This is a genomic window from Streptomyces formicae, from assembly GCF_002556545.1.
In the GTDB taxonomy this organism is placed as follows: domain Bacteria; phylum Actinomycetota; class Actinomycetes; order Streptomycetales; family Streptomycetaceae; genus Streptomyces; species Streptomyces formicae_A.
In genome coordinates this window covers 1,591,587-1,606,082 of record NZ_CP022685.1, presented here as the reverse complement: position 1 = coordinate 1,606,082, position 14,496 = coordinate 1,591,587, and the positions used below count along the sequence as shown (strand labels likewise).

Here is a 14,496-nt window from a genome sequence, read left to right as displayed (position 1 = left end):
GGCGGCCCCGGCCGCCGCCCGACCAGCGTCAGTCGCACGAGACGGAGTGGCACCGGATGCAGCACGCAGTGGGGTCGCCGCTGCCGCCGCCCCATCAGCCGGGGCACGGACCGGCCGCCGGCTGGTCCCAGGCCGCACACCACCCGAGCGCTCCGCCGCCGGGTGCCGTTCCGCAGGGCTCACCGCCGCCGCCCGCGCCGGGTTTCACGGCCGGGCCCGCGTCGTCGCATGCCCCGGGCCAGGCCCAGATGCCTCACGCGCCCATGCCGCACGCTCCCGTCGCGGGTCAGCAGGCGCCCTCCGCGCCGCCCGTGCCCCCGACGCCGGACACCACGGGACACGTCCAGCTGCCCCCGGGCGGCCCCGTCGCCATGCCGAGCCCGCCGCAGGGCGCGGCCCGCGCCGACACGGGTGCCACGACGCTCGCGGTGCTCCTCATCGGCCCCGCGGGCGCGGGCAAGACGAGCGTGGCCAAGTTCTGGGCCGAGCACCGCAGGGTGCCGACGGCCCACATCAGCCTCGACGACGTACGCGAATGGGTGCGCTCGGGGTTCGCCGACCCCCAGACGGGCTGGAACGACCACTCCGAGGCGCAGTACCGCCTGGCCCGCCGCACCTGCGGCTTCGCCGCGCGCAACTTCCTTGCCAACGGCATCTCCTGCATCCTCGACGACGCGGTCTTCCCCGACCGCCCGGTCGTCGGCCTCGGCGGCTGGAAGCGCCACGTGGGCCCCGGGCTGCTGCCCGTGGTCCTGCTCCCCGGCCTGGAGATCGTCCTGGAGCGCAACGCGCTGCGCAGCGGCAACCGCCGCCTCACCGACGAGGAAGTCGCCCGCATCCACGGCCGCATGGCCGGTTGGTACGGCTCGGGCCTGCCCATCATCGACAACTCCCAACTGGACGTCCCCGGCACGGCCCGCGTCCTGGACGACGTCCTGGCCCGCGCGATCGCGAGCCCGCCGAAGTGGTAGCGCTCCCCTCGCCGCCCCACCCTTGGCCCCACTCGTACTGACGTGCCCCGCCGCCCGGTCGGACGCGCCCGCCGGGCCGGGTCGGTGCGGCGCTCGTAGGCTCGCCCCATGTCAGAGGTGTACGCGGCCCGTCGAGATCGGGTGAGGGAGCGGTGTGCGGCGGGGGGCGGCGCCGCGGCGCTGGTGTCGAGGGCCGCCAATGTGCGTTATCTCGCCGGTGCGGCGCCGCACGGCGCCGTTCTCCTGGTGGGCAAGGACGAGGACGTGCTGCTGTGCGGCCGTCCGCCCAGCGACCAGCAGGGCGAGGGGCGGCCCGACGAGGCGCTGCGGATGCAGGTGCTCGCCGCACCGGGGGCCGACCCTGCCGTCGCGGGCGCCGGGCTCGCGGCCGCGCAGGGGGCCGAGACGCTCGCCGTCGAGGAGCACGATCTGACGGTGGCCAGGCACCGGGCGCTCGGTTCGGTCGCGCCGCGCCTCGACCTGCTCGATCTCGGCACCGCCGTCGAGCAGTTGAGGCTGGTCAAGGACGAGGAGGAGATCTCCTGTCTGCGGATCGCCGCCGAGATCGCCGATCAGGCCCTCGGGGAGCTGCTCGAGTCCATTCTCGTGGGCAGGACCGAGCGGCATCTCGCCCTCGAACTGGAGCGCAGGCTCGTCGACCACGGCGCGGACGGCCCCGCCTTCCCCACGTCGGTCGGCACGGGCCCCCACTCGGGCCGGGGTGCTCACCGGCCCTCGGACCGGCGGGTCGAGGAGGGGGATTTCCTCTCCGTGTGCCTGGGCGCGAGCTACCGCGGATACCGTTGTGAGATCGGGCGTACGTTCGTGATCGGAACGTCGCCCGCCGACTGGCAGATCGAGCTGTACGACCTCGTATTCGCCGCTCAGCGGGCGGGCAGAGAGGCCCTCGTGCCGGGGGCCGCCTGCCGTGACGTGGACCGCGCGGCCCGTCACGTACTCGACTCCGCGGGCTATGCGGATGGGCTCGCTCCGCTGACCGGACACGGTGTGGGGCTCGAAATTGACGAGGACCCGCAGTTGGCGCCCGCGGCCATGGGTAAACTGGACGTCTGCGTGCCGGTCACCGTCGAACCGGGGGTTCACCTCCCGGGCCGGGGTGGTGTCCGGATCGATGACACGCTCGTCGTGCGCCCCGAGGCGGACGGCGGACCCGAGCTACTCACCATCACGACCAAGGAACTGCTCGCGCTCTAGCGCGCGTGCGCCCCCGGGGTCGTCCACCAGACAGTCAGTGCAGGAGATTCCGCAACCGTGGCTTCCACGAACGACCTCAAGAACGGCCTGGTGCTCAAGCTCGAAGGCGGCCAGCTCTGGTCCGTCGTCGAGTTCCAGCACGTCAAGCCCGGCAAGGGCCCGGCCTTCGTGCGCACCAAGCTCAAGAACGTGCTCTCCGGCAAGGTCGTCGACAAGACGTTCAACGCCGGCGTCAAGGTCGACACGGCCACGATCGACAAGCGCGACATGCAGTTCTCCTACATGGACGGCGACTACTTCGTCTTCATGGACATGGAGACCTACGACCAGCTGCACGTCGACCGCAAGGCCGTCGGCGACGCCGCCAACTTCCTGATCGAGGGCTTCACCGCCTCCGTCGCGCAGCACGAGGGCGAGGTGCTCTACGTCGAGCTGCCCGCCGCCGTCGAGCTCGTCATCCAGGAGACCGAGCCGGGCGTCCAGGGCGACCGCTCCACCGGCGGCACCAAGCCCGCCACCCTGGAGACCGGTCACCAGATCCAGGTCCCGCTCTTCATCACCACGGGCGAGAAGATCAAGGTCGACACCCGTGACAGCGGCTACCTCGGCCGGGTGAACAGCTAACCGTGGCTGCTCGTAATACGGCCCGCAAGCGCGCCTTCCAGATCCTCTTCGAGGCAGACCAGCGCGGTACCGACGTCCTGACGGTCCTCGCCGACTGGGTGCGTCACTCGCGGTCCGACACCCGGCAGCCGCCGGTGAGCGAGTACACGATGGAGCTCGTCGAGGGGTACGCCGAGCACGAGCGTCGCATCGACGAGCTCATCTCGCAGTACGCCGTCGGCTGGACCCTGGACCGGATGCCCGTCGTCGACCGCAACATCCTGCGGCTCGGCGCCTACGAGCTGGTCTGGGTCGACGGGACGCCGGACGCCGTGGTCCTCGACGAGGCGGTGCAGCTCGCCAAGGAGTTCTCCACGGACGAGTCCCCGGCCTTCGTCAACGGGCTTCTCGGCCGCTTCAAGGACCTGAAGCCGTCCCTGCGCAGGGACGAGGCGTAAGACGGTCCAGTACGTCACCGGAGGGCCCGCAGCGGATTGCTGCGGGCCCTCCGGTTTTCCTCGCGGGTCCGCCCGGCATCCGTTCCGCATCCGCCGCGCGGGGAATTGCGGGTCGGTAAAGGCGGCGAAAAGCAGAAAGCCGCCGGGGCGGCCGCGGCCATTTAGGCTGCGGCCGCCCCGGCGGCACGTTTCTGCTGAACTCCGCGTCAGCGGTGTCAGACCTCTTCGTGGGCGACGGCGCGACGCGCGTCCGCGTCCAGGACGCCCCAGCTGATCAGCTGCTCGGTGAGGACCGAGGGGGACTGGTCGTAGATGACGGCAAGGGTGCGCAGGTCGTCCTGGCGGATCGACAGCACCTTGCCGTTGTAGTCGCCGCGCTGCGACTGGATCGTCGCCGCGTAGCGCTGCAGGGGGCCCGCCTTCTCCTGCGGGACGTGGGCAAGGCGCTCGAGGTCGAGGACGAGCTTGGGCGGCGGCTCGGCGGCGCCACCGGGCGCCGTACCCGGCAGGAGCTCCTGCACCGGGACGCCGTAGAAGTCCGCCAACTCGGCGAGGCGCTGCACGGTCACGGCACGGTCGCCGCGCTCGTACGACCCGACGACGACCGCCTTCCAGCGTCCCTGGGACTTCTCCTCGACACCGTGGAGGGAAAGGCCCTGCTGGGTACGGATCGCGCGGAGCTTGGCCCCGAGCTGCTTGGCGTATTCGCTGGACATATAGCTCCCCGGACGCTGGAACATTTTGCGGCTCCGCCGCGTGGCTGGTAACTCACTGTGAGGTTACGCAGCGTTACTTGCTTGCGTCAAGCCGAATGGTCCGTACCGCCCCTTCGGTGGAGGCCGATGACGTGCTCGGTCGTCAGTACTGGTACCGTGGATGGCGCAATTTCGACGTCCTTTAAAGTCCGTCCCGTGAGGCGGAGAAGGAGGTCCGTTTCATATGGACACGCAGGACCCAAAAGACTCCGCTGTCGCGCGACCCGTGCTCGAAGGCCCGGACATCGCGCGGGTGTTGACCCGTATCGCCCATGAGATCGTCGAGCGCGCCAAGGGCGCGGACGACGTGGTGCTCCTCGGCATTCCCACCCGCGGCGTCTTCCTCGGCCGCCGGCTCGCCGAGAAGCTCGAAGAGATCACCGGACGCGCGATCCCGGTCGGCTCCCTCGACATCACCATGTACCGCGACGACCTGCGCATGCACCCACCGCGTGCGCTGGCCCGCACCGAGATCCCCGGTGACGGCATCGACGGCCGCCTGGTCGTCCTCGTCGACGACGTGCTCTTCTCCGGCCGCACCATCCGTGCCGCCCTCGACGCGCTGAACGACATCGGGCGCCCGCGCGCGGTGCAGCTCGCCGTCCTCGTCGACCGCGGCCACCGCGAACTCCCCATCCGCGCCGACTACGTCGGCAAGAACCTCCCCACGTCGCTGCGGGAGACGGTCAAGGTCCAGCTGGCGGAGGAGGACGGCCGCGACGCCGTGCTGCTCGGCGCCAAGCCCGCTTCCGCGTAGGACCGGCTTCCTCCCCCCACGGGCCCAGGGCACACCCCTGCGCGCCCGCGTGCCCGCAGACCTCCACACACCGGAGTACACCCAGATGATGCGACACCTCATCTCGGCCGCCGACCTCTCCCGCGACGACGCCGTCCTCATCCTCGACACGGCCGAGGAGATGGCCCGCGTCGCCGACCGGCCGATCAAGAAGCTGCCCGCCCTGCGCGGGCGCACCGTGGTCAACCTCTTCTTCGAGGACTCGACCCGCACCCGGATCTCCTTCGAGGCCGCCGAGAAGCGCCTCTCCGCCGACGTCATCAACTTCGCCGCCAAGGGTTCCTCGGTCTCCAAGGGCGAGTCCCTGAAGGACACCGCCCAGACCCTGGAGGCGATGGGCGTCGACGCCGTCGTCATCCGCCACGGAGCCTCCGGCGCGCCCTACCGGCTCGCCACCTCGGGCTGGATCGACGCCGCCGTCATCAACGCGGGCGACGGCACCCACCAGCACCCCACGCAGGCCCTGCTCGACGCCTTCACCATGCGGCGCCGCCTGGTCGGTCCCGACGCCGGGCTCGGCCAGGACCTGGCGGGCCAGCGCATCACGCTCGTCGGCGACGTCCTGCACAGCCGCGTTGCCCGCTCCAACGTCGACCTGCTGCACACCCTCGGCGCCGAGGTCACCCTCGTCGCGCCGCCCACGCTGGTGCCGGTCGGCGTCGAGCAGTGGCCCTGCGACGTCTCGTACGACCTGGACAGCGTGCTGCCCAAGACGGACGCCGTGATGATGCTGCGAGTCCAGCGCGAGCGCATGAACGCCGCGTTCTTCCCCACCGAGCGCGAGTACTCGCGGCGCTACGGCCTGGACGGCGAGCGCATGGCGAAGATGCCCGAGCACGCCATCGTCATGCACCCGGGCCCGATGGTCCGCGGCATGGAGATCACCGCCGAGGTCGCCGACTCCGACCGCTGCACCGTCGTCGAGCAGGTCGCCAACGGCGTCTCCATCCGCATGGCCGTCCTCTACCTGCTCCTGGGCGGCAACGAGCCCGCCGTCACCCACACCCGCCCCACCGGTTCCGAGGAGAAGTAACCAACATGAGCAAGATCCTGATCCGTGGTGCGAAGGTGCTCGGCGGCGAGGCGCAGGACGTCCTGATCGACGGCGAGACCATCGAGGCCGTCGGCACGGGGCTCTCCGCCGAGGGCGCCGAGGTCGTCGAGGCCGAAGGCAAGGTCCTCCTGCCGGGCCTCGTGGACCTCCACACCCACCTGCGCGAGCCGGGCCGCGAGGACTCCGAGACGGTGCTCACCGGCACCCGCGCCGCCGCCTCGGGCGGCTTCACCGCCGTGTTCGCCATGGCCAACACCTTCCCCGTCGCCGACACCGCGGGCGTCGTCGAGCAGGTCTACCGGCTCGGCCAGGAGTCCGGCTACTGCGACGTGCAGCCCATCGGCGCCGTCACCGTGGGCCTGGAGGGCAAGAAGCTCGCCGAGCTCGGCGCCATGCACGAGTCCGCCGCCGGGGTCACCGTCTTCTCCGACGACGGCAAGTGCGTCGACGACGCCGTGATGATGCGCCGCGCCCTGGAGTACGTGAAGGCCTTCGGCGGCGTCGTCGCGCAGCACGCGCAGGAGCCGCGCCTGACCGAGGGCGCCCAGATGAACGAGGGCGTCGTCTCGGCGGAGCTGGGGCTCGGCGGCTGGCCCGCCGTCGCCGAGGAGTCGATCATCGCGCGTGACGTGCTGCTCGCCGAGCACGTCGGCTCGCGGGTGCACATCTGCCACCTGTCGACCGCGGGCTCGGTCGAGATCGTGCGCTGGGCCAAGTCGCGCGGCATCGACGTCACCGCCGAGGTCACCCCGCACCACCTGCTCCTGACCGACGAGCTGGTCCGCTCGTACAACCCGGTCTACAAGGTCAACCCGCCGCTGCGCACCGAGCGCGACGTGATGGCCCTGCGCGAGGCCCTGGCCGACGGCACCATCGACATCGTCGCCACCGACCACGCCCCGCACCCGCACGAGGACAAGGACTGCGAGTGGGCCGCGGCCGCTATGGGCATGGTCGGCCTGGAGACCGCGCTCTCCGTGGTGCAGCAGACGATGGTCGAGACGGGCCTGCTGACCTGGGCCGCGGTCGCCGACCGGATGTCCGTCAAGCCCGCGGAGATCGGCGGCGCCACCGGCCACGGACGCCCCGTCTCGGCAGGTGAGCCCGCGAACCTGGTTCTGGTCGACGCCGATTACCGTGGGGCAGTGGACCCCGCGGGCTTCGCCTCGCGCAGCCGCAACACTCCCTACGAGGGCCGTGAGCTGCCGGGCCGCGTCACGCACACGTGGCTCCGGGGTCGGGCCACGCTCGTCGACGGGAATCTCGCGTGACATCTCTTCTGCACCTGGCCGCCGAGAAGGAATCGGCGGACGTGACCGACTGGGCCGCACGGATCGGCTGGGTCGTCGGCCTTCTGCTCTTCATCGCGCTCGTCTACTGGCTGATGCGCGAGGGCTGGAAGTGGCGCGGCACGCTCCAGAGCGACCTGCCCGAGCTGCCCGGCGCGCCGAGCGAGCCCGGCCCGGCGAAACTTGAGCTGACCGGCCGCTACCACGGCTCCACCTCGGCCGGGCAGTGGCTCGACCGCATCGTGGCGCACGGACTCGGCACCCGCAGCCGCGTGGAGCTGACGCTCACGGACGCGGGACTGGACGTCGTGCGCCCCGGGGCGGCCGACTTCTTCGTCCCGGTCGCGCAGCTGCGCGAGGCCCGGCTCGACAAGGGCATCGCGGGCAAGGTCCTCGCGGAGGGCGGTCTGCTGATCGTCACCTGGGAGCACGGCGAGAAGCTGATCGACTCGGGCTTCCGCTCCGACCACGCCGCCGAGCAGGCCGAGTGGGTCGAGGCCATCAACAACATGATCAACACCAGTACTACGGAAGGCACCGCACGATGACGACCTCCACCAGGGGAGCCAGCAAGGCTCCCGCCGTACTCGTCCTGGAGGACGGCCGCATCTTCCGCGGCCGTGCCTACGGGGCCGTGGGGGAGACCTTCGGCGAAGCGGTGTTCTCCACCGGCATGACCGGCTACCAGGAGACCCTGACCGACCCGTCGTACGACCGCCAGATCGTGGTCGCGACCGCTCCCCAGATCGGCAACACCGGCTGGAACGACGAGGACGACGAGTCGAGCCGGATCTGGGTGTCGGGCTACGTGGTCCGTGACCCCGCCCGGGTCCCCTCCAACTGGCGCGCCGAGCGCTCGCTCGACGACGAGCTGGTCAACCAGAACGTCGTGGGCATCTCCGGGATCGACACCCGGGCGCTGACCAGGCACCTGCGCGAGCGCGGCTCCATGCGCTCCGGGATTTTCTCCGGCGAGACGCTCGCGCCCGACGCGGAGCTCGTCGCGAAGGTCCAGGCGCAGCCCGCCATGAAGGGCCTGAGCCTGTACGAGGAGGTCGCCACCAAGGAGGCGTACGTCGTCCCGGCGATCGGCACGAAGAAGTTCACCGTCGCCGCGATCGACCTCGGCATCAAGGGCATGACCCCGCACCGCATGGCCGAGCGCGGCATCGAGGTGCACGTGCTCCCGGCCACGGCGACCGAGGAGGACGTCTACGCGGTCTCTCCCGACGGCGTGTTCTTCTCCAACGGCCCGGGCGACCCGGCCACCGCCGAGGGCCCCGTCGCGCTGATGACGGCCGTCCTGGGGCGCAAGACGCCGCTGTTCGGCATCTGCTTCGGCAACCAGATCCTCGGCCGCGCCCTGGGCTTTGGCACGTACAAGCTGAAGTACGGCCACCGCGGCATCAACCAGCCGGTGCAGGACCGCACCACGGGCAAGGTCGAGGTCACCGCGCACAACCACGGCTTCGCCGTGGACGCGCCGCTCGACAAGGTCTCCGACACCCCCTTCGGGCGCGCCGAGGTCTCCCACGTGTGCCTGAACGACCAGGTGGTGGAGGGGCTCCAGCTCCTCGACCAGCCCGCGTTCAGCGTCCAGTACCACCCCGAGGCGGCCGCGGGCCCGCACGACGCCGCGTACCTCTTCGACCGTTTCGTCTCCCTGATGGAGGACCAGCGTGCCTAAGCGCTCCGATATCCAGTCCGTCCTGGTCATCGGATCAGGACCGATCGTCATCGGCCAGGCCGCCGAGTTCGACTACTCCGGTACGCAGGCGTGCCGCGTGCTCAAGGCCGAGGGCCTGCGCGTCATCCTGGTCAACTCCAACCCGGCGACGATCATGACCGACCCGGAGATCGCCGACGCCACGTACGTCGAGCCGATCACCCCGGAGTTCGTCGAGAAGATCATCGCCAAGGAGCGCCCCGACGCGCTCCTGCCGACCCTCGGCGGCCAGACCGCGCTCAACACCGCGATCTCCATGCACGAGCAGGGCGTCCTGGAGAAGTACGGCGTCGAGCTCATCGGCGCCAACGTCGAGGCGATCAACAAGGGCGAGGACCGCGACCTCTTCAAGGGCGTCGTCGAAGAGGTCAACAAGAAGATCGGGCACGGCGAGTCCGCCCGCTCCTACATCTGCCACTCCATGGACGACGTCCTCAAGGGCGTCGACGAGCTCGGCGGCTACCCCGTCGTCGTCCGCCCCTCCTTCACGATGGGCGGCGCCGGCTCCGGCTTCGCGCACGACGAGGAGGAGCTGCGCCGCATCGCCGGACAGGGCCTCACGCTCTCGCCGACCACCGAGGTGCTCCTGGAGGAGTCCATCCTCGGCTGGAAGGAGTACGAGCTGGAGCTGATGCGCGACAAGAACGACAACGTCGTGGTCGTCTGCTCCATCGAGAACTTCGACCCGATGGGCGTGCACACCGGCGACTCGATCACCGTCGCGCCCGCGATGACGCTGACCGACCGCGAGTACCAGACCCTGCGCGACGTCGGCATCGCGATCATCCGCGAGGTCGGCGTCGACACCGGCGGCTGCAACATCCAGTTCGCCATCGACCCGACGGACGGCCGGGTCATCGTCATCGAGATGAACCCGCGCGTCTCGCGGTCATCCGCGCTCGCGTCGAAGGCCACCGGCTTCCCGATCGCGAAGATCGCCGCGAAGCTGGCCGTCGGCTACACGCTGGACGAGATCCCGAACGACATCACGGAGAAGACCCCGGCGTCCTTCGAGCCGACGCTCGACTACGTCGTCGTCAAGGCCCCGCGATTCGCCTTCGAGAAGTTCCCCTCGGCGGACTCGACCCTGACGACCACCATGAAGTCGGTCGGCGAGGCCATGGCGATCGGCCGCAACTTCACCGAGGCGCTCCAGAAGGCGCTGCGCTCGCTGGAGAAGAAGGGCTCGCAGTTCACCTTCGTGGGCGAGCCCGGCGACAAGGCCGAGCTGCTGCGCGAGGCGGTGCGCCCCACCGACGGCCGCATCAACTCCGTCATGCAGGCCATCCGCGCGGGCGCGACCCCGCAGGAGGTCTTCGAGTCCACGAAGATCGACCCCTGGTTCGTCGACCAGCTCTTCCTGATCAAGGAGCTCGCGGACGAGCTCGCGGGCGCCGAGCGCCTGGACGCCGATCTGCTCGCCGAGGCCAAGCGGCACGGCTTCTCCGACCACCAGATCGCCGAGATCCGCGGTCTGCGCGAGGACGTCGTCCGCGAGGTGCGCCACGCCCTCGGCGTGCGCCCGGTCTACAAGACGGTCGACACCTGCGCCGCCGAGTTCGCCGCCAAGACGCCGTACTTCTACTCCTCGTACGACGAGGAGAACGAGGTCGCCCAGCGCGAGAAGCCCGCGGTGATCATCCTGGGCTCGGGCCCGAACCGCATCGGCCAGGGCATCGAGTTCGACTACTCCTGCGTCCACGCCTCCTTCGCGCTGAGCGACGCGGGCTACGAGACCGTGATGGTCAACTGCAACCCCGAGACCGTCTCCACGGACTACGACACCTCGGACCGCCTGTACTTCGAGCCGCTCACGCTCGAGGACGTCCTGGAGATCGTCAACGCCGAGGCGCAGGCAGGTCCCATCGCGGGCGTCATCGTCCAGCTCGGCGGCCAGACCCCGCTGGGCCTCTCGCAGGCCCTCAAGGACAACGGCGTGCCGGTCGTGGGCACCTCGCCCGAGGCCATCCACGCCGCCGAGGACCGCGGCGCCTTCGGCCGCGTGCTCGCCGAGGCGGGTCTCCCGGCGCCCAAGCACGGCACCGCCACCACCTTCGCCGAGGCCAAGGCCATCGCCGACGAGATCGGCTACCCCGTCCTCGTACGCCCGTCGTACGTGCTCGGCGGCCGCGGCATGGAGATCGTCTACGACGAGACCCGCCTGTCCGCGTACATCGAGGAGTCGACCGAGATCAGCCCCTCGCGTCCGGTGCTCGTCGACCGCTTCCTGGACGACGCGATCGAGATCGACGTGGACGCCCTGTACGACGGCGAGGAGCTCTACCTCGGCGGCGTCATGGAGCACATCGAGGAAGCCGGCATCCACTCCGGCGACTCGGCGTGCGCGCTGCCCCCGATCACCCTGGGCGGCTTCGACATCAAGCGCCTGCGGGCCTCCACGGAGGGCATCGCCAAGGGCGTCGGCGTGCGCGGACTCATCAACATCCAGTTCGCGATGGCCGGGGACATCCTCTACGTCCTGGAGGCCAACCCGCGCGCCTCGCGCACCGTCCCCTTCACCTCGAAGGCGACCGCGGTGCCGCTCGCGAAGGCCGCCGCGCGCATCTCGCTCGGCACCACCATCGCCGAGCTGCGCGCCGAGGGCATGCTGCCCGCCACCGGTGACGGCGGCACGCTGCCGATGGACGCGCCGATCTCGGTCAAGGAAGCCGTCATGCCGTGGTCGCGCTTCCGCGACATCCACGGGCGCGGCGTCGACACCGTGCTCGGCCCGGAGATGCGCTCCACCGGCGAAGTCATGGGCATCGACTCGGTGTTCGGCACCGCGTACGCCAAGTCGCAGGCGGGCGCCTACGGTCCGCTGCCGACCAAGGGCCGCGCCTTCGTCTCCGTCGCCAACCGCGACAAGCGCTCGATGATCTTCCCGGCCCGCGAACTGGTCGCGCACGGCTTCGAGTTGCTCGCCACGTCCGGCACGGCCGAGGTGCTCAAGCGCAACGGCATCAACGCCACCGTCGTACGCAAGCAGTCCGAGGGCGAGGGCCCGAACGGCGAGCGGACGATCGTCCAGCTGATCCACGACGGCGCGGTCGACCTCATCGTCAACACGCCGTACGGCACCGGCGGCCGCCTCGACGGCTACGAGATCCGCACCGCGGCGGTGGCCCGCTCCGTGCCGTGCCTGACCACGGTCCAGGCGCTCGCCGCGGCCGTCCAGGGCATCGAGGCGCTCAACCACGGGGACGTGGGCGTCCGTTCACTCCAGGAACACGCGGAGCACCTGACTGCGGCCCGCGACTAGCAGCCCACAAGGGGGACACCGGAGACACGGTGTCCCCCTTCTGGTGAGCCCCCTGACTTCCGGTGAGCACCCCCTGAGGACACACATGTACAAGCTCTTCTTCCACCTCGTCTTCAAGCGCATGGACCCGGAGAAGGCCCACTACCTGGCCTTCCGCTGGATCCGCCTCGCGGCCGGGATCCCCGTCCTTCGCACGTTCGTCGCGGCCGTCCTCGCGCCCCGCCACAAGGAGCTGCGCACCGAGGCCCTCGGCCTGCGGATGCACGGCCCCTTCGGGCTCGCCGCGGGCTTCGACAAGAACGCGGTCGCGATCGACGGCATGTCGATGCTCGGCTTCGACCACATCGAGATCGGCACGGTCACCGGCGAACCGCAGCCCGGCAACCCCAAGAAGCGGCTCTTCCGCCTGATCCCCGACCGCGCGCTGATCAACCGCATGGGCTTCAACAACGAGGGTTCGGCGGCCGTCGCCGAGCGCCTCGCGGCCCGTACGCCGGTCTTCCACACCGTCGTCGGCGTGAACATCGGCAAGACCAAGGTGGTGCCCGAGGAGGAGGCCGCGGCCGACTACGTGAAGTCGACCGAGCGGCTCGCCCGGCACGCCGACTACCTGGTCGTCAACGTCTCCTCGCCGAACACCCCCGGCCTGCGCAACCTCCAGGCCACCGAATCCCTGCGGCCACTGCTCACCGCCGTGCGCGAGGCCGCCGACCGCAGCGTCACGGACCGCCGGGTCCCGCTGCTCGTCAAGATCGCCCCGGACCTCGCGGACGAGGACGTCGACGCCGTCGCCGACCTCGCCGTGGAGCTCGGTCTCGACGGCATCATCGCCACGAACACGACCATCGCGCGCGAGAGCCTCGGTCTGCAATCCGAACCCGCCCTCTACGGAGAGACCGGCGGACTGTCGGGAGCACCGCTCAAGGAGCGCTCCCTGGAGGTCCTGCGCCGCCTCTACGCGCGCGTGGGCGACCGCATCACGCTCGTGGGCGTCGGCGGCATCGAGAACGCCGAGGACGCCTGGCAGCGCATCCTCGCGGGCGCCACGCTGATCCAGGGCTACAGCGCCTTCATCTACGAAGGGCCCTTCTGGGGCCGCGCCCTCCACAAGGGCCTCGCCGCGCGCCTGCGGACGAGCCCGTACGCCACCCTCGCCGACGCCGTCGGCGCCGACGTGAGGAAGCCCGCATGAGCGCCCTTGAACCCTTCGGCACGCGCCTGCGCCACGCCATGGACGAGCGAGGACCGCTCTGCGTCGGCATCGACCCCCACGCCTCGCTGCTCTCCGCCTGGGGTCTGAACGACGACATCGCGGGTCTTGAGCGGTTCACGCGGACCGTCGTCGACTCGCTCGCCGGGACCGTCGCCGTGTTCAAGCCGCAGATCGCGTTCTTCGAGCGCTTCGGCTCGCGCGGCATCGCCGTCCTGGAGAAGGCCGTCGAGGAACTGCGGGCGGCGGGCGCCCTGGTCGTCATGGACGCCAAACGCGGCGACATCGGCTCGACCATGGCCGCGTACGCCGAGACCTTCCTGCACAAGGACTCGCCGCTGTTCAGCGACGCGCTCACGGTCTCGCCCTACCTCGGGTACGGGTCCCTGAAGCCGGCCGTCGACCTCGCGCGCGAGAACGGCGCCGGGCTCTTCGTGCTCGCCCTCACCTCCAACCCCGAGGGCGCCGAGGTGCAGCACGCGGTGCGCGAGGACGGCCGCACGGTCGGCGCCACGGTCCTCGGCCACCTCGCCGCCGAGAACGCGGGCGAGACGCCCCTGGGCTCCTTCGGCGCCGTCGTCGGGGCCACCCTCGGCGACCTGTCCTCGTACGACCTGGCGATCAACGGCCCGCTCCTCGCCCCCGGCATCGGCGCCCAGGGCGCCACGCCCGCCGATCTGCCGGGCGTCTTCGGCGCCGCGGTGGGCAACGTCGTGCCGAACGTCAGCCGCGGCGTGCTGCGGTACGGCCCCGACGCGGCCGGGCTGCGCGAGGCCGCCGAGCGCTTCGCGGCCGAGGTCCGGGAGGCGGTGGCCGCGGCGTGACGCGGCGAGCCGCCCCACGATCGGGAGCCGCCCTGTAAGGGGCGCGTCCGTCGCCCCGGTTCCGGACTTCCGGAGCCGGGGCGACGCCGTTTTCGCGTTCCCTCGTGGCCGTGGTCGACAAGATCCACCGACTCGGTACGACGCGGCAGGTCGCGCCGCATGTCTCCTGTTGACGGTCTGTCGATGACTCACCGAGCCAAATCCGGGGCGAAATGCCCGTTATGTACGGCTCGGTAGAGGCTGACCAGGACTTTTCGTCTGTTCTCGCTGACTCCAGCGGCCATGGCCGCTAGTCTCCGACGAGAGCCAACGGGCAATCGCGTTGCACGTTGC

At 70.8% G+C, this 14,496-nt stretch carries 13 protein-coding genes; 12 read left to right on the top strand and 1 reads right to left on the bottom strand.

Annotation, left to right across the window (positions count from 1 at the left end):
- Positions 1-56: 56 nt before the first annotated feature.
- The 4 genes from KY5_RS06390 (at position 57) to nusB (ending at position 3,247) form a co-directional block, all read left to right on the top strand.
- A complete protein-coding gene (locus tag KY5_RS06390) occupies positions 57-971 on the top strand; it encodes a Pro-rich N-terminal domain-containing protein (protein WP_098241289.1) in 915 nt (304 codons plus the stop codon).
- Positions 972-1,079: 108 nt separating this feature from the next.
- Positions 1,080-2,186, top strand: coding sequence for an aminopeptidase P family protein (locus KY5_RS06385; protein ID WP_098241288.1), 1,107 nt, complete (start codon positions 1,080-1,082; stop codon positions 2,184-2,186).
- A gap of 57 nt (positions 2,187-2,243) precedes the next feature.
- A complete protein-coding gene (efp, locus tag KY5_RS06380; RefSeq protein WP_055543676.1) occupies positions 2,244-2,810 on the top strand; it encodes an elongation factor P in 567 nt (188 codons plus the stop codon).
- A 2-nt stretch (positions 2,811-2,812) separates the two neighbouring features.
- Entirely contained in the window at positions 2,813-3,247 is a 435-nt protein-coding gene (gene nusB, locus KY5_RS06375; protein ID WP_055543677.1) for a transcription antitermination factor NusB, read from the top strand.
- A 215-nt stretch (positions 3,248-3,462) separates the two neighbouring features.
- Here the strand turns inward: nusB and bldD are convergent, their stop codons facing one another.
- The gene (gene bldD, locus KY5_RS06370) at positions 3,463-3,963 is read right to left on the bottom strand and encodes a transcriptional regulator BldD (protein WP_030787240.1); all 501 of its coding nucleotides are present in this window, start codon (positions 3,961-3,963) and stop codon (positions 3,463-3,465) included.
- Between the two features lie 223 nt (positions 3,964-4,186).
- Between bldD and pyrR the strand changes: the two genes are divergently transcribed.
- From pyrR to pyrF, 8 genes are all read left to right on the top strand, one after another.
- On the top strand, positions 4,187-4,759 hold the full coding sequence (gene pyrR / locus KY5_RS06365; protein WP_098241287.1) for a bifunctional pyr operon transcriptional regulator/uracil phosphoribosyltransferase PyrR: 573 nt from the start codon (positions 4,187-4,189) through the stop codon (positions 4,757-4,759).
- A gap of 85 nt (positions 4,760-4,844) precedes the next feature.
- On the top strand, positions 4,845-5,831 hold the full coding sequence (locus KY5_RS06360; RefSeq protein ID WP_098241286.1) for an aspartate carbamoyltransferase catalytic subunit: 987 nt from the start codon (positions 4,845-4,847) through the stop codon (positions 5,829-5,831).
- 5 nt (positions 5,832-5,836) lie between these two features.
- Positions 5,837-7,123 carry a dihydroorotase gene (locus KY5_RS06355; RefSeq protein WP_098241285.1) on the top strand — a complete coding sequence of 429 codons (1,287 nt, stop codon included), beginning with the start codon at positions 5,837-5,839 and terminating at the stop codon, positions 7,121-7,123.
- Positions 7,120-7,689 carry a hypothetical protein gene (locus tag KY5_RS06350; RefSeq protein WP_098241284.1) on the top strand — a complete coding sequence of 190 codons (570 nt, stop codon included), beginning with the start codon at positions 7,120-7,122 and terminating at the stop codon, positions 7,687-7,689. The genes KY5_RS06355 and KY5_RS06350 overlap by 4 nt, the downstream gene beginning before the upstream one ends.
- A complete protein-coding gene (gene carA / locus KY5_RS06345) occupies positions 7,686-8,828 on the top strand; it encodes a glutamine-hydrolyzing carbamoyl-phosphate synthase small subunit (protein WP_098241283.1) in 1,143 nt (380 codons plus the stop codon). The genes KY5_RS06350 and carA overlap by 4 nt, the downstream gene beginning before the upstream one ends.
- A complete protein-coding gene (gene carB / locus KY5_RS06340; protein WP_098241282.1) occupies positions 8,821-12,129 on the top strand; it encodes a carbamoyl-phosphate synthase large subunit in 3,309 nt (1,102 codons plus the stop codon). Before carA ends, carB begins: the two co-directional genes overlap by 8 nt.
- An 85-nt stretch (positions 12,130-12,214) precedes the next feature.
- Positions 12,215-13,321: a quinone-dependent dihydroorotate dehydrogenase gene (locus tag KY5_RS06335; protein WP_098241281.1), complete on the top strand. Its 1,107-nt coding sequence runs from the start codon at positions 12,215-12,217 to the stop codon at positions 13,319-13,321.
- A complete protein-coding gene (gene pyrF, locus KY5_RS06330; protein ID WP_098241280.1) occupies positions 13,318-14,163 on the top strand; it encodes an orotidine-5'-phosphate decarboxylase in 846 nt (281 codons plus the stop codon). The genes KY5_RS06335 and pyrF overlap by 4 nt, the downstream gene beginning before the upstream one ends.
- The last annotated feature ends 333 nt before the right edge of the window (positions 14,164-14,496 follow it).